This window comes from Parajatrophihabitans canadensis (assembly GCF_053764775.1).
Genome location: NZ_CM132445.1, coordinates 4,796,941 through 4,820,020, shown reverse-complemented (window position 1 = coordinate 4,820,020; position 23,080 = coordinate 4,796,941). Strand labels below are relative to the sequence as shown.

Sequence of the window (23,080 nt, the reverse complement as noted above, 5' to 3'; positions counted from 1 at the left end):
GTCAGGCGGACTTGACTACCTCCGCGGCCAGCAAGGTCTTGATCTCTGGGTCGGCGAACCCGATTTCGCGCAGGACTTCCTCGGTGTGTTCGCCGAGCACGGGTGGTGCGTAGTCGAAGCGGGTTTCCAGGTCGCCGAAGTCCCACATCGCGCCGGGCTGTTCCAGCTTGCCCCACACCCGATGTTGGTACTCGACCACGAGGCCAGCCGCTCGGTTGTCCGGGTCGTCGAAGAAGGCTGCCTTGTTGTTCAAGCGGACCTCTTCGGCCGGCACGTCGGCTTCCGCGAGCGCATCGAGTACCTCGCTCATCTTGCGTTCGGCGGCGGCTGCGGGCAGGCCGTCCGGGTCAGCACTGCCGAGCGCCTGGCACAGTCGCGCCACCTGGTCGTCGCGGTGGGCGGCGACAGCGACCCAGCCGTCCGAGCAGATGAGCAGCCGGGCGCCGGGCGTGGTGACCATTTGCTCCTTGTCGAGCTTGATCATCGGGGCGAGCGTTCCGTCGCTCTGCAGGTAGGTCTCGCTGGTGGTGAGCACCCCGGGGCCGAGCAGCGATCCGGCGGCATCCGTCGCGCGCCCGGTGCGGTCGCGTTCGAAGACCGCGAGCAGGGTCGACACGACAGAAGACATCGCGCACTGATGGTCCATGAAGCCGAAGCGATGCCACATCGGCGGATTACCTTCGCCCGCACCCGCGACCTCCCAGCCGCAGGAAGACTGGAACAGCTGGTCATAGCCGGGCCAGTCTGCGCGCAACCCCTCCGGGCCGTACGAGCTGGTGTGGCAGAACACCAGATCGGGGTTGATCTTGCGCAGTGCCTCGCTGTCCAGACCCAGCTTGCGGGCGGCGGGTTTGCGCAGGTTGTGGTGGACGACGTCGGCCCACTTGACCAGCGCCTCCAGTACCGGGCGTGATTCCGGCGACTTGAGGTTCACGGCCACAGTGCGCTTGCCGCGCTGGCAGCCGGCGAAGGGCCAATCTCCCCAGCGCATCGGGTCACCGATCGTGGCTTCGACCTTGATCACGTCGGCACCGAGGTCGGCCAGCAGCATCGGGCCGAGCGGTCCGGCGAGGTAGTTGCCGAAGTCGAGCACTTTCATGCCGGCCAGTGGCCAACGCTGATCGGTGTTCGTGGTGGCGGCGCTCGGGCGCGGCGTCCAATCGATGCCGGCCTCGTCCTGGTGCTGGCCCAATGCAGGTGCTGGCGAGCGAACCTCGGTGGGTGGGTCGATCGTCAACGGCAGGCCGGGGACGGTTATCTTCCCGGCCTCCGGATCATCGAGCTCGATGACGTAGCGATTGGTTCGTGCCTGCTCGTCCTGCAGGATCGCCCCCACCTGCCAAGCTCCCTGGGCCGGCTTGTCATTGGCCCACGCGTTGTCGAGCCAAGCCTGTGCGGGTCGTCGCAGATACGCGGCCTTGTTGGCGCCTGCGTTCGGGTACGCCGCTGACCAGTTGGGCATGGTGGCGTTGGCTGCTGCGACGGCGTCGGGGCCCATCTCGGCCCACACCTCTTGCATCAATGGGGTGTCGTCGGGTGCTGGCGGCATGACGTGGATCCACTGACCGTCCGAGCACTCGAACAAGGACGCGCTCATGTTGTCCTTGGGCATCCCGATGCGCAGGTTGTCCGACGGTGTCTCGGCCCGTGACCAGTGCATCATCATCGGGATCAACGCGCCCTGGACCAGGCTGGTGTGCGCCGGACCCGCCTTGCCGGTGCGCCCGCGAACGATCAGCCGGGCCATGATGCCGATCGCAGCCAGCCACACCGCGCCCCAACTGCCGAGCGGGAAGCGCACGTAGATCGGGCCGTCGCGCAGACCCTTCTGCTCGTCGAGAACTCCCATCCGCGCGAGCGCGAGTAGGTCATCGACCGGCTGATCAGCGTCGGGGTGGTTGGCCGGCCACGCCAGCACCGAGCAGGCGATCAGGTTGGGATATTCGGCGGCGAGGCTGGCGTCATCGATGCCGAGTTCCCTGGCGCGGAGCGGTGAGTACGAGTGCACGAGCACGTCGGCGCCAGCGAGGAGTTGGTTGAACCGTTTGCGGTCGGTCGAGTCAGCGATATCGAGCTGGACGGACTGCTTGCTGCGGTTCCACGTCTTGAAGCCGGGTAGGCCTCGCGTACCTACGCCGCCGACAGGCTCGACGAGGACGACGTCCGCGCCGGCCTCGGCGAGCACCATGGTCGCGGTTGGTCCGGCGATGCCGTCGGAAAGATCAACGATGCGGATCCCGTTCAAAATGGCGGTAGAAATGGCCAGTCTCCCAACTCGAAAGGCATCGGCGGCGGGAAATCGGGCGTAGACATCCCGGTCGTCGCGGGCGTTGATTGCGCTGCCGCGAGTGTGCCACGCCACAGGGCCGAATCAACGAGGTGTGATTCGTTTCAACGTCGAATTTCGTCGCACGCGACCGCCTACCTCTTCGCTCCGAGCTCGGGCAAGGGAAAAGCGAGCTCGGACGAGCAATTCAACCGAGATGGCCCCATTTGAACGACTTACGGACCGATTTCGCCGGATATCTTGTGAATCAAATGTGATATGGGGCATAGTTCGCCCGGAAACGTCGAAGCGGTACCTAAAGCGGCCGCGAGAGTGCGTAGGGAGAACAGCCGATGCGTCATACCCGGCGATCGATCTTCATCATGCTGGCCGCGGCGGGAGCGACTGTGCTCTCGGCAGCCGGGCTTGGCGGCCTTCCAGGCGCGAACGCGGCGCCGAGCGCAACCCCAGCGGCAGCAGCGACCGCACCACAGAACGTCATCGTCGTGCTTCGCGACCAGCTGGCAAGTACGCCCGCGAACAAGCACGACATGTCTGCCCGTCGGTCGAAGGCGACTGGTGCTCAGGATGCGGTGCTGAAACGGCTGAGCGGGACGGCGCCGACGCACATCAAGCACTTCTCGCTCGGCAACGCCTTCTCGGCAACGGTCACGCCGAGCCAGGCGGTCGCGCTCGCGCAGGACCCGAATGTCGCATCGGTGGTGCCCGACCGCACCGTCGAGCTCCCGGCGCCCGCTGCCTCGACGTCGACAACTGCGAAGCCCACCGCGCCGGCACCAGCGGTGAGCGCGGACGGCCCCAACGCGATCTGTCCGAGCGATCCCAGCAAGCCCCTCGTCGAACCCGAGGCCTTGCAATCAATTCGAGCGCTTACGTCTGATGGAAGTCCGAACGCCCAGCAGCTGGCGACGGGCGCGGGCGTAAAGGTTGCCTTCATCGCCGACAGCATGGACCCGAACAGCCCTGACTTCATCCGGCCTGACGGCAGCCATGTGTTTGTCGATTACCAGGATTTCTCCGGCGATGGCCCGAGCGCAATTTCCGACGGTCGCGAGGCATTCGGTGACGCCTCGTCGATCGCAGCGCAGGGGACCGTCGTTCACGATCTCTCGAAATTCGTCAATCAGGCCTACCCGTTGCCGGCCGGTTGCAACATTCGTGTGGTCGGCGTTGCGCCAGGCGCGAGCCTGGTCGGACTGGTGTTCGCCAGCAACTCATCGATTCTGCAAGCCATCGACTACGCGGTGGGCACAGATCATGTAGATGTCCTCAACGAATCCTTCGGCCTGAACACTACCCCGACCAGAGCACTCGCAACGCCCTGACGCTGTTCAACGACGCGGCAGTGGCCGCTGGCGTCACCGTGACGGTTTCATCCGGCGATGCCGGCATCACCAACACCATCGGCTCCCCGCCCGACCCGAATGTGATCCAGGTGGCGGCCACAACAGACAATCGCCTGTACGCGCAAACGAAATATGCGGCAGCAAACTTCGCCAACGGAACCTGGGCGAGCGACAACATCTCGGCGCTCTCCTCGTCCGGCATAACCCAGTTCGGTCGAACGGTGGACCTCGCAGCACCTGGCGAAGGCAACTGGGCAGTTTGTGCGCCCGCCTACACCGGCTGCCGTGACTTCAAATCCGTTCCCCAACCCACTGATCTGCAATCCTTCGGCGGAACAAGCGAATCCGCTCCGTTGACTGCTGGTGTGTCGGCGCTGGTAATCGACGCCTACCGGTCCAAGCACGGTGGCGCGTCGCCAACTCCGGCCGTGGTGAAGCAGATCATCACCGGCACCGCCCACGACCTCGGCATGCCAGCGGACGAACAAGGCGCGGGCCTGCTCGATGCCCGTGCGGCGACCGAGGCGGCGCTGACCTGGCCGGGCGGCGGTGCAGTCCAAGCCGGCGTCAAGTCAAACCTGGTCACCGACGATGACCAACTCACGTTGACCGGCAAGCCGGGTACGAACCAGTCCGGCAAGGTGACCGTGACCAACGTCGGCACCAAGCCATTGACGGTGGCAGCCGGAACCCGCGGTTACACCACGGTCGCCGCGGTCAACCAGACCGTGCCGTTCGATTCGCGGACGTTGCCGACCTTCGTTTACTACAACGGGCAAACCTGGGCGCAGAAGCAGGTCACTTTCAACGTCCCGGCCGCAACGCAGCGGCTGTTCGCCCGAATGGCCTTCCAGGGCACCGGTCCCAACGACATCATCAGGCTCACCCTGCTCGATCCTTCGGGAAGGCTCGTTGCCAACAGCCGTCCGCAAGGCGGTACCGCCACGCCGAACTACGCCAACGTCGATGTCCGCAATCCCGTGGCCGGCAAGTGGACTGCGGTCCTGTACTCGATCGCCGGGCCTACCGGGTATCACGCGACTCCGGTACTGCTGCGCACCGAAGCGCAGCGCAGCACTCCCGTTGGTTCGGTGAGCCCGGCAACGTTCACACTTGCTCCCGGACAGAGCAAGAAGGTCACGGCCTCGTTCCGACTGCCGGCCGATAGTGGCGACACCGACTACGCAGTCACGTTCGCCAGTTCGGACGGTCACCAGACCGCAGTCAGCGCGATCCTTCGAGCGTTGATCGACACCAAGTCCGGTGGCGCATATTCCGGCGTGATCACGGGCGGAAACGCTCGTGCCGTTTCGCCGGCGCAGCAGTTGAGCTACGCCTTCGATGTGGGTAACAACAAGCACGATCTGGCGGTATCCCTCACTCTGGCCAATGATCCGAACAACTTCGTGGACGTCGTCCTCATCGATCCGAACGGAGAGCTGGCAGACGTCGGCAGCAACCTGACGTTCGATGCGACCGGAGACCTCACACCAGGTCTGAATGCCCAGCTCTTCGACGCGAACCCACTGCCCGGTCGTTGGCATCTCGTCGTGGTCGTTCAGAACCCGGTTAGCGGTGCTGAGCTCGCGCAGGCCTTCCACGGCGCGGTCACCTTCAATGGCGTTCAGACACAGAGTAGTGGCTTGCCGAACTCTGCCAACAAGGTTCTCAAGGCGGGCAAGGCGGTGACGGCGACGGTGCTGATACGTAACACCGGCGTACAACCGATTGCGGTCGGTGCCGATCCTCGGCTGAACAAGGTGTCCACGATTCAGCCGGTTCCGATCGGCGGGGCGCTGACATTCCCGTTGCCGGATACGTCGAATGCTCCGCAGTACATCATTCCGCCGGACACCTCGAGCTTCACGGCTGCCGCCAGCAGCACGCTGCCTGCTCAGGTCGAGATCCAGAACGGCGCAGGAGCCGGATTCGATGTCTTCGGTGATCTCCAGGCCGCCAAGGCCGGAAGCACCGTTTCGGTGGCGACCGTTCGAGAAACGGACGGCTTCATCAGCAAGGGGCTGTGGTTCACCAATGTGAGCGAGCTCGGCCCGTACACCGATGACGGACCGCCGGCTGGACAGACGACGATCACAGCATCCATGCGAACCGCAGGTTTCGACCCTGCGGTGACGTCATCGACGGACGACCCGTTCCGGATCTCCGTCGACGCCACCTCGGATGGCTTCGGCACCCCGATACTGATCAACCCCGGTCAGGTTGGAGCGATCCAGGTGGTCATTACACCGCAGGGTAAGAAGGGCAGCGTCGTAGCCGGGCATCTGAACCTGGTAACGCCGTCTACCCTGCCGACCGGTCCGACTGCGCTTCCTCAGGTCACCACAGGTGAAGTGATCAGCGTTCTGCCGTACCAGTACACGATCGGCTAGGTTCGCCCCGGCCAGCTTCGCTTCGCCCCGGCTAGGCCGCCAGCTGCGGTCCTAGCCGGGGTCGACTCGTTGGTCGTGCGGGCTAAGTAGGCCGGGTAGCAGTTAAGAGCATTGCGGGTTGCGGTTCACGGCGGAAATATGGACGCCATGGAATTCCTGGTCGAGTTCGAGATCGATGTGCCGGACGGCACGTCGACGTCTGAGGTCGATGACCGTGAGAAGGCCGAGGCGGTCGCCGCCGCTGGGCTGGTCGACGCCGGTCATCTGGTTCGGGTCTGGCGGCTTCCTGGCACGCCTGACGAGACAAAGATCCTCGGCTTGTACCGTGCCGACAGCGAAGCGCAGCTCGATGAACTGCTCGTTGCGTTACCGCTATACGACTGGATGCACGTCACCGTCACCGCGCTGCAGCCACACCCCAACGACCCCGCCGCGACCCACTCGACCGGCTGAGCCAAGGCTGATCTGTCGATGTCGGAGGCTCAGAGAGTCGCGATCGTTACCGGTGCCTCGCAGGCTATCGGCGCTGGCGTGGTAGTCGGGTTCCGTCGCGCGGGTTACGCCGTGGTCGGCACCTCGCGCTCGATCCCGCTTCGCGACGAGCGAGATTTCGTCACGGTCCAGGGCGACATAGCTGAGGCAGAGACTGCGCGGCGCGTGGTCGAACAGGCGCTTGATCGATTTGGACGGATCGACAGTCTGATCAACAACGCGGGTGTCTACATCGGCAAACCCTTCGCGGAATACACCGCCGATGACTTCGCCGCCATCCTCGCCGTCAACCTGACCGGGTTCTTTCACATAACCCAGCGAGTCATAGCGCAGATGCTGAGCCAGGGCGGCGGCCACATCGTCAATGTCACCACCAGCCTTGTTGACCATGCGGACAGCAAGCACCCCGCCGCCCTCGCTTCGCTGTCCAAAGGCGGACTGGATGCGGTCACCCGATCGCTGGCTACCGAATATGCTTCACATGGCGTGCGAGTCAACGCCGTCGCGCCGGGGGTCATCAAAACGCCTGCCCACGATGCCGCGTCCTACGACGGTATGGCCGAGCTTTACCCGCTTGGCCGGCTTGGCGAAATCAGCGATGTCGTCGATGCAATTCTCTATCTCGAACGCGCCACCTTCGTCACTGGTGAGACGCTGCACATCGACGGCGGTCGTGCGGCCGGGCACTAACGCCACAGTCGTGGCTGACGCTCACCCGTAGCTAACGCTGACCCGTGGCATAGCAAAGCAACTCCTCAAGGAGGTTCGCAGCATGGAGTATCTCGTCACGATGACCACCCACGTCCCGGCGGGGACGTCGGACGAAGCGGTAGCCGAAATGCGCGCCCGAGAGGCCGCTCATTCGCGCGAACTTGCGGCGCAGGGACATCTACTGCGGCTGTGGCGTCCCCCGCTGCAGCCAGGCGAATGGCGCTCGCTCGGACTCTTTGCAGCCGACAACGAGCGAGAGCTGGAAGACGTCCTTGTCTCGATGCCGCTTCGCGTGTGGCGCACGGACGAGGTCACACCGCTGTCGCCGCACCCCAACGACCCGGCACTTGCCACAAGCTAACCCAGCTGGCTCGGTCCTTTGGTTGCACGGGCAGCCCGTCCGGGTCAGTGTCCAGAAAGGACGGTGAAGACTCGGTTGGCCAGGTCGGCGTTTCCGCCAGTGACTACCAGCGGCCCCTGGATTTGGCTCTGAACGGTAGCGCTGTACAGAACCTCGCCCTGGAACACCAGCGCGATGCTGTCGCCCGGCAGCGGTTGCCGATGCCCTACCAGGGATGCGTTGTGCTGCGCGGCGTACGCCGACATTTGCTGTTGCTGGGGCGCAAGCAAATTGATTTCCACGCTGCCTTCGTGCTCATCTGGTCCGGACGGGACCGCGGGATGAAGGATGACGCGCTCGAGAGCGGTGATCGTAGCGATCGCTGGCCCCAGCAGGTAGCAGGTCGTGCCCGTCGCGTCCCTGAGCTGCACAGGCCGCCCAGGATTGGCGAGCGCGGTGCCGCTCGGCGCCGAGGCGGCAGGACACGACTGAGGTTCCTTGACCAGCGGACGAAACTGCGCCGGCGATTTCAACACCGGTTTGATAGCGATGCGTTCGCCGGCGGGTCCCGTGGCAGCTCGCGAATTGTCAGCGCCGTGTGACCTCACCAGCGTCAGGCCAACACCGCCGACGACTGCGACCAGCAATGCCGTGCTCGCCAGAATCGAGATGAGTCTTCGGGAGCGATCCGCTCGCGCACGGAGGCGGACCTCCGCCGCCTCCGGTACCGAGAGGATTGCCAGCTTGGGGTCCAGCTCACGAATATCGGATGGCGCTTGTGCCTCGAGGAGGGAAAACGCATCATGCAGGTCTTGCTCGTTCACGATCATGCCTCCTTAGGCCGGTTCCGTTTGTTTGTTGAAGGGTCCGCGCCGGTGGATGGATCGAGTCGTAAACGCTCGAGCCCCCGCGAGATGTGGCTGCGAGCGGTGCTGGGCCGGCAGGAAAGTGTCGTGGCGATCTCATCGTCGGATAGCCCTGCGTAGAAACGCAGAACGATCGCTGCACGTTGACGCCGGGGCAGGCTGGCCAAACGCCCGATCATCTCCTGACGACTTGCGTACGAGGCCGCGTGATCCTCGACAACGGAAATGGGGCCCTGTCGCTGGGAGTAGGAGCGCGCCAACCGCATCCGTCGCCGCCACGAAATGAAGTCGTTGACAATCATCCGCTGGACGTAGGCATTTAGATGATCGGTGGACCGAAGCCGTTCCCACCGTTCGAAGACCCTGACCAGAACATCCGCGCAGATGTCCTCAGAGAGTTCGCGATCGCCGGTCAGCACCATCGCGAACCGGAGTAGCCCGCGTTGTCGTGCCGCAACGAAGTCGACGAATTCGGGTAACCCATCAGGGTCGTCCGAAGGGTCGCCCTCTGAAACGTCCATGTCTATTCAACGAACTGGTCGTCCATTCCGTTGAGTCCGAATGCCGACCAGTTTCAGATCAGCGCGGCGGCCCTCCGACTTAGGCGCCCACGACCCCGTCTATGCCTTCGCGCAGGAAATCGGCGTGTCCGTTGTGTCGGGCGTACTCATGAATCATGTGCAACATCACCAGCCGCAGAGAGACTTCCTCGTCCCACTTTGCGAAGTAGCCGGTTATCTCCAGAGACGGTGCCGCCTGCTCGATGCGGCGGGCATGGGCAACCTCACGGTTCCAAGCTTCGAACGCCCCGGCAGAGTCAGCGTCAGTCGTGTCGAATGCCGCTTGCACATCGCCGCGCTCCGACCAGATCAGAGGTATATCTTCGCCGTTGATGACCCGACGGAACCACGTACGTTCGACCTCGGCCATGTGCCGCAGTACCCCTAGTAGCGTCAGCGTCGACGGCGGCATCGAGCGGCGACGCAGCTGCTCATCGGACAATCCGACGCACTTCATCGCCAGAGTGGCTCGGTGGTAGTCGAGAAAGGCCCGAGTCATCTCGCGTTCGCTGCCAACAACGGGCGGCCCGACCCGGGTATCTCTTATCGTGCCGTCTTCTTCGGAGGCTGAGCTGACGGCCTGCTGATCCACGCGGAGAAGTATCGCAGATACAGCCGTCGGCCTACCTGTTCAGGGCCCTGGCGACCCGACGGTAGAGGTTGGCAAGCTCGGCGTCCGCTCGGAGCCACGTCTCGCTGTCGATCCTCAGGCTGCCGCTGGCCGATGGGCCGCTGCGGGTCACCCGCGACCGAAACCCCGCCGGGGGATGGCTTTCCCACAGCGACGCCTCCTCGCGAATCGATTTCTGTTCCCAGATGGCTCGGTGGTTGGTCCGTTCTGCGATGATCGCCGCCGCGGCCGCGTGCCACTCTCGGGGATCCGATGCCTTCGCAGCCGCTCGACTCACTCCGGGTCGTACCCCGTCCAAGTAGAGCAACGTGTCACTCAGGTCGCGCGCTCCCTCAGTCCCGGCCAGTCTCAGCGCGACGTCATCGGCGAGGTATTCCGATCGCTGCGAATCCCGCATGCCGATCCAGCACATGACGTAGCGCGAGGCGAGACTGACCGCGTAGATGGGGACTAGAAGGATGCGCACCAAGCCCTCTGCGATCCACTCAATGGCGCCACCGGTGAAACGGTGATTAGGGTACGTGATATCGGCGATCCTTCCGAACGTCGTCAAGGCAGGTTGGGTAAGCAGCGCTTGTTCGGGGTCGCCGTTGACCAGGTGTCCGAATTCGTGACCTAACAGCGCGATCCGAGCCTGACCACTCAGCGCGCCCCACAGAGGCAGGCCGAGAATCAGGACTCTCTTTCGCCGGAGGCCCGATCGGCCACAGGAAGCATTGAAGTACTGGTCGACACCTAGCGTGTTCACGGGCTTATTGCCCACCTCGGCGGCGACCTGGTCCAGGATTCGAAACAGCGTTGGTGCCTCAGTCCGCTCCACTGTTGCGTAGAAGTTTTTGATCTTCGGCACGCGAGGGCGGACCTCGAAACCAATGAGGAGCATGAAAATCCCGAGCACGAACGTCAGTACCGGGAAGGTAAACAGCAGTTTCAGGCCGACCAATACGAGGGCGACTGTGCCGAGGAGCAACGCTGTGGAAACCGTCAATAGGGTGGCCCGGGCTACGGTCCACCCTGGACGCGCGGCCCGCCGCGACGTCTGCTCGGCAAAGAGTGTGGCGTTCAAGTCGAACGCCGTCTTGTGGCTGAGCTGGTCAAAACGACGACGTAGCCGTCCACCGATGGGCCACTCGACGGCTCTCGTGGGAGGAGTGAAGTCCTGTAGTCCCCACTCGCACTGCGGGCACCAACCTGAGCCGCGAGCGGGGACCGTCAATGTTGTTTCGCAGTTCGGGCAGGCTTCCCCGTTCTCGCTGTCCACGCGACGAACCGTAGCGTATGCATCCTGCGCGATCTCCCTTAGCCAAGCGTGCATCCGGTGACGCTGGTCGCTTAGCCTGGGCGTATGAGCGCGCGACGACCTGGTGGCTCCGGTGGCTGACGCCGACGATGTGCGACGGCTAGCACTCGCCCTTCCTGACGTAGTAGAGATCGAAAGCGAGGGGTTCGACTTTCGGGTGGCGGGTAAGGGATTCGTTTGGTCCTACCCCGAACGGCGACCTGGCCGGGGCCGGCTCATCCGGACTGACATCGCTGTGCTGTTCGTCGGAGACGAGGCGGAGAAGCAAGCGCTGCTGCTCGGAGAGCCCGGGGTGTTCTTCACCTCGCCAGGCTATGAGGGTCTGCCACTCGTGATGGTACGCCTGGCAGAGGTCGATGTCGCCCGGCTGGAAGAGCTCGTGAGCGACGCCTGGCAGATGCGCATCAGCGGAGCGGGCCAGCGCTAGGCGATGCCGCCGGCGTACTCGTACGCGCAGTATTCATCGCCGTCTTCGTCGATTCCGGTGTCGACGAGAACCCACACTCCAAGGCCTTGGCCTTGCGGATCGGTGTCGAGAATGGCTTCCGGGCAAACTTTCGCGAACTCCAGGTTCGTCGCGACCGGAATCGGTAGCGTGAGCTCCGTACCCGGCCTTCCGGGGACAAGCGGCAGGTCGAGGCCGCCGAGACGGGAGCGCGCGTAGCGACGATCGGACGGCGTTGGCTCATACGCGGGTGTCAGCTCATCAGTCACGGGATCTCCCATCGCTTTGTCGAAGCGTAGCGGGGCCGGCCGGGGTCGCCAAGGATCGCTTGGCCAGGGCGAGACGTCCGTATGGCCGGCCTATCTGGCCTCGTCCGCTGCGCTATCTGATTGAGACACGCTCTCGCGACGAGCCCGTGCCCGGCGTTTGCCTTCGTGCATAGCCTGAACCCGTGCGATCGGTATGCCCCGGCCCTCTTCGATCAAGTCTGCGCCGAGGAGCTGAGGCTCGGGCATCTGATCGGCCCACAGATTGCGTCCCGACAGCAAGCCGACCGCGTTTAGCAGGTTGAAGTCCGCGGGGGTGGTGCTGTCGAGTTGTTCCCAGCCCACCGGATACGACACCGGCAAGCCTGGCCGCAGCCGCGGGCTGTAGGTGGAGACGACGGTGCCACCGCCTGCTCTTGTCGAGTCCAGAAAGACCTTTCCGCCACGATCTTCGCGGACGAATGCCGTGGTGGTGATGGCGGGATCGAGCCGCTCGGCCCGTGCGGCGATGGCGCGGGTAGCCGCAGCCGCCTCCTCAGGCCCGGCCGAGCGGATTGGAATGAAAACGTGTAAGCCCTTTGCGCCACTGGTCTTCACTGCCCCTGACAACCCGGCATCGGCGAGCGACTGCCGAACCAGCTGGGCGGCGCGTACGGCGAGTCCGAAGGCGGCGCCCTCGGGTGGATCGATGTCGAGCACGAGATGTGTCGGGCGTTCTGGCTCGTCGATGCGGAACAGCGTCGGGTGGTATTCCACCGCGCGCTGGTTGGCGAACCAGAGCAACGTCTTGCGATCGTTGCACAGCGCGTAGGACACCTCACGCTTCGATCGATCTGCCCACATGCGTGCCGTGCGCACCCAGTCCGGCGTGTATTTCGGGAGGTTCTTTTGCATGAACGGCGCCTGGCCACGCAGAACCCGCACCACCGAGAGCGGCCGGTCACTCAGCTCAGGAATCATCCGGTCGGAGATCGCATCGAGGTAGTCGACGAGATCTCGTTTGGTCGCACCCGCACCGTCGAACAGTTCTTGGTCGAGGTTGGTCAGAGTTACCCCGTCGCGCACATCGTCGGTACTCATCCGACTATCGTGCACCCGTCAGACGACATCGCGGGCCGGGCGGCCTGACTCAAGCCGTCGCGATTATCTCCGCGGCGTGGCTCTCAGTGCCTTGCCTGATGACGCTGGGACCGTGGGTCAGACAGAACGCCATCAAGGTGACCAGAACGGCGGCGCCGCACAGCCCGACCGTCAGCGGCGCGCCCAAGATCGAGGCGAGGCCTCCGGCGATGATCGAGCTCACCGGGGTCAAGCCGGCCGTCGCCATCATGAACAGGCTGATGACACGTCCCCGGAACGCATCCTCGCTCACCGTGATGAGCACCGTCATCGAGGTCGTGGAGACGGCGAAGTAGCAGCCGCCGAAAAGCCCTAGCGCGGCCACCGTCAGCGGTACGCTGCGAGAGAGCCCAACCACGACCAAGGCGAGACCGATTCCGAAACCACCCACGACGAGGGCAGCGCGCTGTGGTCTGCCGGTTTGAATCCAACGAAACGCCAATGCCCCGAAGACGGCGCCGATTCCAGGTGCTGAGGACAGCAGGCCGTAGGTCGAGACATCACCGTGCAGGACCTCTTTGGCGAAGATGGGCATCAACGCGCCCTGCATCAGCAGCAGGCTTACCACGCACGTCAGCAGAATCAGGCGCCCGACCGCTCGATTGCGGCGGGCATAGGCGATACCTGCCTTCAGCTCAGCCAGATTGTTTCCCGCCACATGTGCTCGCGGCACGCTTCGTGCTCGAACGAGCATGCATGCCAGGGTCACGCCGAGAAAGCTGATCGCGTTGATATTGAAGCCCCAGGCGACGCCCCAGGCGCCGATCACCGCGCCGGCCAATGCTGGTCCGACGATTCGGGTGGATTGCGTCAGGCCGGAGTTGACCGCGATGGCCGCCGGCACCCGATCCGCCGGTACCAGGGCCGGAATGAACGCGACGGTCGCCGGCTGGGTGAATGCCTGACCGATGCCGCCGACGAATACCAGCAGCAAGAGTGCCAAATAGGTGATGTGCCCGGTTTCGATCAACAGGCCGATAACGAACGGCGGGACGACCATTGCCAGGTTGCCGTACATGACCAGACGGCGACGGTCCTGTCGATCAGCCAACAGCCCGGCCAGTGGGGAGAAGATCAGCGTCGGCCAGAATTGTGCCGAGAAGGCCAGGGTGATCAAAAACTTCGAGTCCGTGACCGAGGTCGCGACCCAGCCAACCGCTACGTACTGTGCCCAGAACCCGAGCTGGGAGACCGTATTGCCCACGACGATGAGCCGAAAGTCCCGATGCGCGAAGACGCCTAGTCGATGGGCCGGGCTCGTTATCGTCGGCGGCGCTGGCGCGAGCGCGGCGAATTCCTCCTCCGCCTGCAATGGCTCGCCCTCAATGCCAGCGGGGTGCTGCGACGCCTCGGCAGTCACATCGGCGGCGCTGAACGGCTAGGGCCGTCGCTCAGCCAATCCGGTCCTTGCATAGCGCAGGACTATAACAACGATGGTGCCGCTTTTGACCCGTCACGTGGGCAATTACTCGCCCAGCGGGTAGTGACCGACCGGCGCCGTACCAGTAGCGCAGCGTTCAGGAAGGCTCCCAAACGGCAGCGTCGTGAGCGAAGAACACCCGCTTCGGATCAAACTCCAGCAGCCGAGACATCCAGGTCGGCACTGCTGGCAATGGTTCGGTATGGCCCAATTCGCCGCTTATCGCCGCCAGTGCGTCGGCACTCCATGCTGATGCCGCGTCATGTGATTGACCAGCAAGAATGACGGTGCCGTCATCGCACTCGATCACTAGTGATTGGTGGCCCTCGACATGTCCCGGGGTCGGGATCACATGCACGCCAGGTAGAACCTCGGCTTCGCCATCGAGCAGCTCATACCGGGCACCGACGTAATCAACGAGTTCGGGCAGCGTGTACTCGCCGCCGTGCGCGGCGGCAAGCTCTCGTCGCTGACAGATGACTGGGGTGCCACCAAACTGCGGGTTACCGCCACAGTGATCGAAATGGAGGTGACAGTTGACCACGAGATCGATGTCGGCTACCGAGACACCCTGATCGGCGAGCACTTGTGGCAATGGAATTCGTTGTGGCCGGTACCAAGCATTCGTTTCTGCGTCGGCGTCGCCAATGCCGGTATCTAGCAGGACGAGGCCCGCGGGGTGCTTGGCCAAATAACCAAAAACCGCCTCTACCCGTGGCTTATCGGTTCCGGTCTCTTCGGCTGGACGTACAAAAGTTCCTAGGAGGACCCGACGGACGTCCGTTGTTCGCAACACCTTCGACAGGTTATTCCCCGAGCGCCACTCCTGCGAGCTCGGCCACCACGTCGAGCTGGCCGAGGTGCCGAGCGTATTCCTGCAATAGATGAAATAGGACGCGTTCGAGCGTCGCTGGGTCGGCACCCTCCCACCGTGGCCCTGGCTGGCCGATCTCGGAAAGGTTGTGAGCCTGGATTATTTCGAGAGTGCGTTGACCTCGCGCACGAAGTGCCGCCACCAGGTCATCCAATGACGCCTCGGCCTCGACGTACCAGCGCTCGTCGCGATTGTCTCCCCACGGGTCACCGACCTCGCGCCCCTCGAAACCCCATTCAAGCCATCGCATTTCTACATGAGTCAGGTGATTGAGAAGCTGCACCGGCGTCCAGCCGGACGGCAAGCGACTCTGCCTAAGATCGCTTTCCGGCAATGCCTCGACCTTGTCGATCACTCTGGCTCGAAAGTAATCCAGATACCGGACAAACACTTCGGCGAGCGACCCGATGGGCTCGGTCGCTTCGGGTAGCGACAGCGTCATGGGCCGACCGCCGCGAACCCCTGGACGAGGACGGACGATCGGCGGTCCAGCAGCAGGTTATGGAGAGACAACGGTTATGCGTGGGCTGCTGACGCCGGCCAGCAAAACAGACACGAGTATGCCCAGCGGCAACATGCCCCAGTAGGACTGCTCGAGCCCGACGTTGCCGGCGAACAGCATCAGCAGCCAGGTCGCGGGAAACGTCGCGATGAGGAAGAAGACAAGACCGAATATCAGTGCCCTAATCATGTGCGTCTCCGCTCGACGATCGGCACGAGCTTTTTCGCGCTCGCAGTCAGCATCATCCACTCAACTCGCGCCGGTTTGTGCGTGACACGCGAGAGCGTGGACGATGCCGGGTGCGCAACATGGCGCGGGTCGTTGCTGGCGCTCGGCCGTGGATCGACTTGGAGCGGACTTGGAGCCCGTCCGGGCAGGCTCGATTCATGAACGTGATTGCGGCGCGACGCCGATGATGAGGCAGCTGGTGGTGTGGGTGTTCCCGGAGAAGGACGAAGCGAGGCGGATCGAAACAGTGTTGGGCCGCCTGGCCGCTCAACAAGGGCTGACGCTGCGCGATGGTCGGGTGCTCAACTGGCCGTCCGATGGCGAGGATCCGTGGACGCGGCGGATCTACAGCGTCCCGCTGACTGATGCGCTCGACGAGATCGTCTGGGGATTGATGTTGGGCGCTGCTCTGTATGGTGACGCGCCTCTGCCGAAGTTGCCCGAGCCGAAGTTGCCCGGCCCGCTTGTTGCGATCGGCATGGACGACGATGCGCTCGCGCAATTACGTGACGCTCTGGCGCCGGGCTGTTCCGGCCTGCTCGTACTCGCTGACGGTGCACATCTTCGTTTGCTCGGCGAGGCATTCGCGCCTGAGACTCCTACCGTCCGAGTCAGCATTCCAGACGATGTGCCCGCGGCGCCGCGCGATCATGTTCGCCGAAAGGGCCCCAACCGATAAGATCAGCCATCTGAGTCCGAGCTCATCAGTCCGCTCTGGTCGCGAGGGTGCCGATGTACGTCGTTGAGCCCGAGTAATGGGCGCCGCTTAATGGCCACCGTCTAATGAGCATCGTTCTGCACGATCTAGGAACCCTGCTCGTGCAAAACGGGGACGACCAATCAACGCCGGGCGGTAAGAAGCCGGCGGCGATACTGGCCGCCCTGCTGGTCGATGTCAACCATCGGGTCTCCGTCGAGACGCTGATGTATGCGGCCTGGGGGGAGCGCGCCACCGCCTCGCCTTCCACGCTGGAATCGCACATCTGGCGGCTGCGACGCGTGCTTGAACCAGCCCGCGACGCCGGGCAGCAACCGACTGTGCTCGTGAATGACAGCGGCGGCTACCGGCTGCTGCTCGGCCCGGACCAGCTGGATTCGGTCCGATATCAGCAACTTGCCGACGACGCGCGTGACCTGCTTGCCGCTGGCCGACCGGCGCGCGCACTGGATCGCTTGGACGCGGCGAGCGCGCTGTGGCGTGGTCGACCGTATTCGCCGATGAGCGATGAGGATTGGGCGGCGCCCGCGGTAGCTCGGCTCAGTGAGATTCATGACCAACTCGCCGAGCGAAGGATCGACGTCCTGCTGGCCCTTGGCCAGCCCGAACAAGCGCTCTCCGATCTAGAGCCGCTGCTGCTGGCCCTGCCGTATCGCGAACGACTCTGGGGCCAGCGGATGCTCGCTCTGCATCGATGTGGACGAAGCGAGGAGGCGCTGCAGACGTTTCAAACGGCCCGCAGCGTCCTGATCGAAGAGATCGGCCTGGAACCTGGCGCCGAACTGCAGTCACTTCAGGGCGGCATCCTCGATCAGGATCCAGCGCTGTTGTCAGGTACAAACGCTGAGCCTCCAACGCGCTCCGTTGAGGTTCACCTGCCTGCCCGGACGACGTCGCTGATCGGTCGCGACAGCGAGCGGGCGACTATCGGCGCGCTGCTGCAACAGCACCGGTTGGTCACGATAGTCGGCGCAGCCGGTAGCGGAAAGACGCGCCTGGCCATCGAGGTGGCAGGCGAGGTTGCCACCTCATCATTCTCCGACGGCGTCTGGTTCCTCGACCTAGCGCTCGTCGAGGATTCCGACCTCGTCGTAGATCTGGCCATGTCGACCTTGGGGGTTTCCGCGCCGACAGCAGGCGAACCCATCGACGCGCTTCGCGGATTCATGCGTGATCGACGGCTGCTTCTCGTCGCGGACAACTGCGAGCACGTACTGACCGGGGTTTCCGCACTTGCTCGGTCAGTGCTGAGTGGCGAAGGCGAGTGCGCGTTCTTGACCACCAGCCGCGAGCCACTCGGCGTCGGCGGCGAAGTGCTGTGGTCGCTGAAGCCACTCATTCTGCCGGCCGAGTCAGCCACGGTCGAGAGCTCTCCGGCGGTGCAACTCTTCACCGAGCGGCTGCGCGCCTTGGATCCGACCTTTGTGATGGACGCCGATGCGCTCGAGACCATCGCTGCGATCTGCGTCGATGTGGACGGGTTGCCGTTGGCGATCGAACTCGCGGCGGCACGTGCCCGCGCGTACTCGCTGTCCGAGATTGCGGCTCAAGTCGCCGAAGACCCGAGTGATCTTGCCCGGGTGACCGACCGCGGGCCGGAGTCGAGATCGTCGATGCGGTCGACAATCGAGTCGAGCTTCCAGCTGTTGAGCCCACCCGAACAGGACTTGCACCGGCAACTCTCCGTTCTGCCTGGGCCATTCACGCGGACGGCGGCCGCGGCAATTGCATCGCTTCCCGAAGACGGCCCTCAGGTCAGCGATGTGCTGCCGATGCTGGTGAATCGATCACTGCTGACCGCCACTAGGGCCGCGGGGCCGGGCGGGCCTACGTCGTTCAGACAGCTCGTCACGGTTCGTGCGCATGCTCGGGGTGCACTCGCCGCCGGTGGCCGGCCGCTCGACATGCTGGACCGCCGCGACGACTGGGTGTTTGGGTTGTCGCAGTCGCGCCCGCGTCTGGGCCGGGTCGAGATATTGCCGTGGTACCAGGCAATCGACGATGACTACGCGACTGTTCGCGCCACTCTGCAGCGACGTCTCATCGACGGTGAAGATCCCGAGGCGGCGCGGTTGGCAACCAGGCTTCTGATGTACTGGTATTACCGCGATCAGTTAGTGGAGGGCAGCCGCTATCTGCGCAGAGCCGTTGAGCTCGCAGCTCACTTGCAGCCGTTCGACTCGCTGGCCAGCCAACTGAGCCTCGCCGCCGTCGAGACGCTGCAAGGGCGTAGCGATCTGGCTCGGCCCCGCATCGACGTTGCCTTGTCCACCCTGGACAAGGTTCCCGAAACGAGCTGGCCGGACGTCGGCGATCTGCTGGTTGCGATTTCGGCGGCCGCCGGATTGGCCGATGCCGAACTCGCGGTGAGCATGATCGCCAAAGCGGCTGACTTCGCTGCCCGGACGGCCGACCGAGACCTGCAGATTTTGGTGGCGGCGCAGGCGCTTCGTGCTGAGCTCCCAACCCGCGACGCTGCCGACCCCGCGGAGACGGCTGCGCGTGCCGAGGAGATCTATCGCGATGCTCTGGACGCCGGTCAGCTGTTGGCGGCGTGGATCGGCTGCAGCGCCCGCTGCCTGACCGCCGTGCAGCTCGGTGAGGCCGCCGTGGGGCTCAGGTGGTCGCAGCGGCTCTTGGCGATCCACGGGCGATTCGGTAGCAGGCGTGGCGGCCCGTTCGTCGAGATGTATGCGATCTTCGCCGCGATGGCCGGCGAGACGCCCAAAGCCGTCCGCTCGTTCTCGGCGTCACAAGCCAACGCCCGCCGAGCGGGCGTGCCGTGGCCGCGCCGGCCGATCACGCTCGACCTGCTCGCCCGCTGCCGTCGCGCACTGACCCAGGCGGACTTCGAACAAGCCTGGCAGGACGGGGAGGGTCTTGATCTGGCCGGAATTCTCGACGAGAGTTCGGATGAGAACCGATCTTGACCCGTCTGGATTCACCCGGACGGCATTGCGTCGAACGGCAACCAGCCGCCCCGACCCCTGAAGGAATCTGATGGACGCCACCATCCGATCAGCCCACCCGACAAATGCGATCGCGCCACGCCACGGTGCTATCACGGCGGTCGTCTGCATCGCGCTGGCCGCTGTCGTGGCCGCAATGTCGTCCCTCAACGTCGCGATCCCTGACATCGCTCGGTCGACGCACGCGTCGCAGACTGAGCTTTCCTGGGTGATCGATGCCTACTCACTCGTCTTTGCGGCCCTGTTGCTGCCTGCCGGTGCGCTGGGTGACCGTTACGGCCGTCGCAAAGCGTTGATAGCCGGCCTGCTGATCTTCGGTGCGGGCTCGGCGGTCGCCATGACCGCCTCCAGCGCGACCGAGTTGATCGGGCTGCGTGCCGGTCTCGGTCTCGGCGCCGCGTTGGTGATGCCAGCCACGCTGTCGACGATCACTGGTACGTTCCCACCCGCCCAGCGCATCAAGGCGGTCAGCATATGGGCCGGCGTCGCGGGCGCTGCGGCTGTCGTCGGCGTCGTGTGTGCCGGTGCCTTGCTCGAGTTCTTCTCGTGGCGATCGGTGTTCGGACTCAACGTCGTCCTCGCCGTCATCGCGCTCATCGGTACCTTGCGGGTCGTTCCCGAATCAGCCGACAAGGACGCCCCGCGCCTTGACGTAGCTGGCGCAGTTCTCGCCGTCGTGGGTCTTGTCGCGTTGGTCTACTCCATCATCGAGGCACCCACCGCTGGCTGGCTGAGCGCGAGCACGCTCATCGGCATTGCAATCGGCATTGCCGTCCTCGTCGGTTTCGTGGTCTTCGAGCTGAAGCAGCAGAACCCGATGCTCAACCCGAGGATCTTCACCCACCGCGGCTTGAGCGCTGGCAGCATCTCGATCTTCGTGCAGTTCTTTGCCTTCTTCGGTTTCATCTTCCTGGTGTTGCAATACCTGCAGATCGTGCGGGACGAGTCGGCTTTGGTGGCCGCGCTCAGCATGCTGCCGCTGGCGGTCACCATGATTCCCATGTCGCGATTGGCACCGAAGTTGGCTTCGAAATTCGGCTCTCGGCAGGTCTGTGCCACGGGACTATGTCTGATCGCCGTGGCCTTGGTCGTCCTCGCCCAGCTTGGATCCTCCACTCCGTACTGGGTCCTCGCGGTCGGACTGCTCGTGCTTGGCGCCGGTATGGGTTCAGCGATGACGCCGGCCACCAGCGCAATCACTTCTGCGCTCCCGAAAGCGCAGCAAGGCGTCGCCTCAGCCATGAATGACCTGTCCCGCGAAGTCGGCGGCGCGCTCGGCATTGCCGTACTCGGCAGCATCATGACCGCGATCTACCGCAGCCACTTGACCCTGCCGGGCCTGCCGAGCGCGATTGCCGACAAGGCAAAGGACTCGCTCGCGGTGGCGGCGCACCTTGGCGGTCCGGTCGCAGCAAAGGCCAACGCCGCCTATGTCGACGGCATGCACGTCGCGTTCTTCGCTGCGGCTGGGGCAGCTGTGCTCGCCGCCGTGCTGGTCATGATCTTGCTTCCACCACGTGACGCCCCCATCACCGAGGATGGTGTGGCCGCCGATAGTGTCGCCGATAACGGTGCCGCGGCTGACCACTCGGCAGGTCGCGGTCAGCGGACTGGGTAATCCTCGTGAAATGGCCCGGATACCTCAACCGGGGTCGGCATTCCTGCCAGGTCGGCAGGGTCGTAGGTCGGGGTCGCAAAGCGGTCGAAGAACGCGCGGACCCTGTAGCGCAACGCGGCGATCGAATCGTCGGGGTTTGCCGCGACAAAGACCGCACCAAGGCCGAACAGAAGTGTGGGCAGACCGCCAAGGCCGGCGGGCAGGTAGGCGATGAACAGCCCAGGCAGGAGGTTCAAAGCAAGGCCAGCGAGTACTGCCGCGGTGACCGACCGCACGCCCCAACTGACCGACACCGCCAACCACACCAATCCCGCGAACGTCGTATACACGCTCGGTGTGGCCGACTCGGTGTCCAAGGCGAGCAGCGCGCCACCGAGAGCTGCAACGAAAGTGCTCAGCCCAGCTGCGATCAGCTTCGTGGTCAGCACGCTGAGCCCGATCGTGCGCGCAGCAGGCTCGCTGGAGCGGGCCGCCGCGAGGGCGAGCCCGGTGGTCGAACGTTGCAGATTGACGACGACCACCGCGAGAATTAGCAATACGCCAAGGCAGAAGTAACTGAAGTACTTGTCATCTCCGAGGAATGAGGGTCGCTCGATCGGTACCCCGATTCCATCGTGGTAGAAGATCGAACGCGTGAAGATGAGGGTTTCGGTCAGCAAACCAAAGCTCAAGGTGGCAAGGGCGATGTAGAGGTTGCCGAGCCTGACAGTGAGCAGGCCCACGAGCAGCCCGATCGGTACGGCGAGCAGCGCGGAGCCGAACGCGGCTGCAATCGGGTTCCAGCCGTGGTTGGTGGCAAGTTGGGCGGCACCGATCGCGCCGAAGCCGACGAAGGCGGGCTGGCACAACCACATCATGCCGCCCTCGCCGACCACAATCGTGAACGACAAGAAGATGATTGCGAAGGCAAATCCGGAGGCCGCCAGAGTCAACCAATATCCCGACGCGAAGATCGGAATCAATGCGATCGCTCCGGTGAAGATCAACGGCCGCAGCACATAGCGCCGCTGAACGCCCTGGCCGTGTTGAGCCGCAAGTCGTGCAGGTAGGCCGCTCTGACGGCCGCCCTGTGGCCTGATCGCCGAGTCCAGCGGCCCTCCAGTTGCTTCGCTGTCATCGTCCACCCGACCGCTCGTGGCCAAGTAAGCCAGCAGAAACGTCGCTGTGACGAGAAACGGAATGCTGGTGATGACAGCGGAGGACAGCGAACTGTTCTCCGGTAGATATTTCTGCGACACCTCCGTGACCAGCCCCATCGCCATCGCGACGCTTACCGCGACGGCCAGGTTGTGAAGGCGTCCGGCGACCACCGCGGCGAACGCTGCGGCCATCAGCCCCGTCATCCCCGAAATCGTGAGCCCACTCGCCGGTGCCGTGAGTACCCCAGCCAGGCCGGCGAGCGTCGTGCTGATCATCCACGCCGCCCCGGCGATCGCGCCCGGGTTGATGCCGGAGAGCGAGGTCAGGGCTGGTGAGTCAACCATGGCCCGCACATGCAGGCCGACATTGGCGAACTGGAGTAAAGCCGTGCCGAGGACGACAAGGGTGAGCACGCTGCCGAACGCGATCAACTGGTTCAACGTCGCCGTGGCCCCGAACAAGGCGTAGATCCGAACCGGCTCGTGGGCAAGGCCTGGTGCAGTCGTGATGGTCTCGTTTCCGAACAGCAAAACCGCAGCCGCCGGCAACGCGACGGACAATCCGATGGTCGAGACGATCTTGACCAGCGAGGACGCCAAGGCCAACCGCCGGAACAGGGCGAAGTAGAGCAGCACACCTAGCGTTGGCCCAGCCACGAACACCGAGATGATCAGAGCCGGAAATGAAGCCCAGCCGTGTTGCGTGTTCAGAAAGTAGAAGAACCGTCCCAGGAAGAACGCCATCGAACCGAAACCGAAATTCAGGACGCCCGCCGAGACGTAGGTGACCACCAGCCCTGAGGTGGCGATGGCATAGATCGATCCCAGGGCTACGCCGGCAAAAATATAAGCGAGCATG

20 protein-coding genes and 1 pseudogene are annotated in these 23,080 nt (G+C 64.2%); 9 read left to right on the top strand and 12 right to left on the bottom strand.

The window, feature by feature from the left end:
- Window position 1: 1 nt before the first annotated feature.
- A complete protein-coding gene (locus tag ACSMXN_RS23155; protein WP_022915075.1) occupies window positions 2-2,362 on the bottom strand; it encodes a CoA transferase in 2,361 nt (786 codons plus the stop codon).
- Between the two features lie 257 nt (window positions 2,363-2,619).
- On the opposite strand from ACSMXN_RS23155, the gene ACSMXN_RS23150 reads away from it, so the two are divergent.
- The 5 genes and pseudogenes from ACSMXN_RS23150 to ACSMXN_RS23130 form a co-directional block, all read left to right on the top strand.
- The gene (locus ACSMXN_RS23150) at window positions 2,620-3,612 is read left to right on the top strand and encodes a protease inhibitor I9 family protein (RefSeq protein ID WP_455407644.1); all 993 of its coding nucleotides are present in this window, start codon (window positions 2,620-2,622) and stop codon (window positions 3,610-3,612) included.
- A gap of 38 nt (window positions 3,613-3,650) precedes the next feature.
- Window positions 3,651-6,023 carry a S8 family serine peptidase gene (locus tag ACSMXN_RS23145; protein ID WP_455407643.1) on the top strand — a complete coding sequence of 791 codons (2,373 nt, stop codon included), beginning with the start codon at window positions 3,651-3,653 and terminating at the stop codon, window positions 6,021-6,023.
- Between the two features lie 138 nt (window positions 6,024-6,161).
- Window positions 6,162-6,476 (top strand): muconolactone Delta-isomerase family protein, encoded by a 315-nt coding sequence (locus ACSMXN_RS23140; protein ID WP_022915073.1) that lies wholly within the window; start codon window positions 6,162-6,164, stop codon window positions 6,474-6,476.
- Window positions 6,477-6,494: 18 nt separating this feature from the next.
- Window positions 6,495-7,205, top strand: a complete 711-nt coding sequence (locus ACSMXN_RS23135; protein WP_022915072.1) for an SDR family oxidoreductase — start codon at window positions 6,495-6,497, stop codon at window positions 7,203-7,205.
- Window positions 7,206-7,287: 82 nt separating this feature from the next.
- Window positions 7,288-7,569, top strand: a pseudogene (locus ACSMXN_RS23130) (muconolactone Delta-isomerase family protein); the annotation flags it as partial.
- Window positions 7,570-7,631: 62 nt separating this feature from the next.
- Here the strand turns inward: ACSMXN_RS23130 and ACSMXN_RS23125 are convergent.
- The 4 genes from ACSMXN_RS23125 to ACSMXN_RS23110 form a co-directional block, all read right to left on the bottom strand.
- On the bottom strand, window positions 7,632-8,390 hold the full coding sequence (locus ACSMXN_RS23125; RefSeq protein ID WP_155958517.1) for a hypothetical protein: 759 nt from the start codon (window positions 8,388-8,390) through the stop codon (window positions 7,632-7,634).
- 2 nt (window positions 8,391-8,392) lie between these two features.
- Complete coding sequence (locus ACSMXN_RS23120; RefSeq protein ID WP_022915069.1) at window positions 8,393-8,953, bottom strand: SigE family RNA polymerase sigma factor; 561 nt, start codon at window positions 8,951-8,953, stop codon at window positions 8,393-8,395.
- Window positions 8,954-9,032: 79 nt separating this feature from the next.
- Complete coding sequence (locus tag ACSMXN_RS23115) at window positions 9,033-9,491, bottom strand: DinB family protein (protein ID WP_051149031.1); 459 nt, start codon at window positions 9,489-9,491, stop codon at window positions 9,033-9,035.
- Window positions 9,492-9,615: 124 nt separating this feature from the next.
- Entirely contained in the window at window positions 9,616-10,884 is a 1,269-nt protein-coding gene (locus ACSMXN_RS23110) for a M48 family metallopeptidase (protein WP_196811418.1), read from the bottom strand.
- A gap of 112 nt (window positions 10,885-10,996) precedes the next feature.
- On the opposite strand from ACSMXN_RS23110, the gene ACSMXN_RS23105 reads away from it, so the two are divergent.
- Window positions 10,997-11,350 (top strand): MmcQ/YjbR family DNA-binding protein, encoded by a 354-nt coding sequence (locus ACSMXN_RS23105; protein ID WP_027139877.1) that lies wholly within the window; start codon window positions 10,997-10,999, stop codon window positions 11,348-11,350.
- On the opposite strand, the gene ACSMXN_RS23100 is transcribed toward ACSMXN_RS23105, so the two are convergent.
- The 6 genes from ACSMXN_RS23100 to ACSMXN_RS23075 form a co-directional block, all read right to left on the bottom strand.
- Complete coding sequence (locus ACSMXN_RS23100; RefSeq protein WP_155958516.1) at window positions 11,347-11,637, bottom strand: hypothetical protein; 291 nt, start codon at window positions 11,635-11,637, stop codon at window positions 11,347-11,349. The two genes, ACSMXN_RS23105 and ACSMXN_RS23100, sit on opposite strands and share 4 nt — an antisense overlap.
- Before the next feature lie 90 nt (window positions 11,638-11,727).
- A complete protein-coding gene (gene ligD / locus ACSMXN_RS23095) occupies window positions 11,728-12,714 on the bottom strand; it encodes a non-homologous end-joining DNA ligase (protein ID WP_022915064.1) in 987 nt (328 codons plus the stop codon).
- Window positions 12,715-12,763: 49 nt separating this feature from the next.
- Window positions 12,764-14,113: an MFS transporter gene (locus ACSMXN_RS23090; protein ID WP_022915063.1), complete on the bottom strand. Its 1,350-nt coding sequence runs from the start codon at window positions 14,111-14,113 to the stop codon at window positions 12,764-12,766.
- 157 nt (window positions 14,114-14,270) lie between these two features.
- A complete protein-coding gene (locus ACSMXN_RS23085) occupies window positions 14,271-14,966 on the bottom strand; it encodes an N-acyl homoserine lactonase family protein (RefSeq protein ID WP_455407792.1) in 696 nt (231 codons plus the stop codon).
- A 13-nt stretch (window positions 14,967-14,979) separates the two neighbouring features.
- The gene (locus ACSMXN_RS23080; protein WP_022915061.1) at window positions 14,980-15,489 is read right to left on the bottom strand and encodes a DinB family protein; all 510 of its coding nucleotides are present in this window, start codon (window positions 15,487-15,489) and stop codon (window positions 14,980-14,982) included.
- 57 nt (window positions 15,490-15,546) lie between these two features.
- Window positions 15,547-15,738, bottom strand: coding sequence for a hypothetical protein (locus tag ACSMXN_RS23075; RefSeq protein ID WP_027139876.1), 192 nt, complete (start codon window positions 15,736-15,738; stop codon window positions 15,547-15,549).
- Between the two features lie 148 nt (window positions 15,739-15,886).
- On the opposite strand from ACSMXN_RS23075, the gene ACSMXN_RS23070 reads away from it, so the two are divergent.
- The 3 genes from ACSMXN_RS23070 (at window position 15,887) to ACSMXN_RS23060 (ending at window position 21,082) form a co-directional block, all read left to right on the top strand.
- Window positions 15,887-16,456 carry a hypothetical protein gene (locus tag ACSMXN_RS23070; protein WP_022915059.1) on the top strand — a complete coding sequence of 190 codons (570 nt, stop codon included), beginning with the start codon at window positions 15,887-15,889 and terminating at the stop codon, window positions 16,454-16,456.
- A gap of 104 nt (window positions 16,457-16,560) precedes the next feature.
- On the top strand, window positions 16,561-19,425 hold the full coding sequence (locus tag ACSMXN_RS23065) for a BTAD domain-containing putative transcriptional regulator (RefSeq protein ID WP_022915058.1): 2,865 nt from the start codon (window positions 16,561-16,563) through the stop codon (window positions 19,423-19,425).
- A gap of 70 nt (window positions 19,426-19,495) precedes the next feature.
- The gene (locus ACSMXN_RS23060) at window positions 19,496-21,082 is read left to right on the top strand and encodes an MFS transporter (RefSeq protein WP_022915057.1); all 1,587 of its coding nucleotides are present in this window, start codon (window positions 19,496-19,498) and stop codon (window positions 21,080-21,082) included.
- Here the strand turns inward: ACSMXN_RS23060 and ACSMXN_RS23055 are convergent.
- On the bottom strand, window positions 21,067-23,079 hold the full coding sequence (locus ACSMXN_RS23055) for an ABC transporter permease (protein WP_022915056.1): 2,013 nt from the start codon (window positions 23,077-23,079) through the stop codon (window positions 21,067-21,069). The genes ACSMXN_RS23060 and ACSMXN_RS23055 overlap by 16 nt on opposite strands.
- Window position 23,080 lies beyond the last annotated feature (1 nt).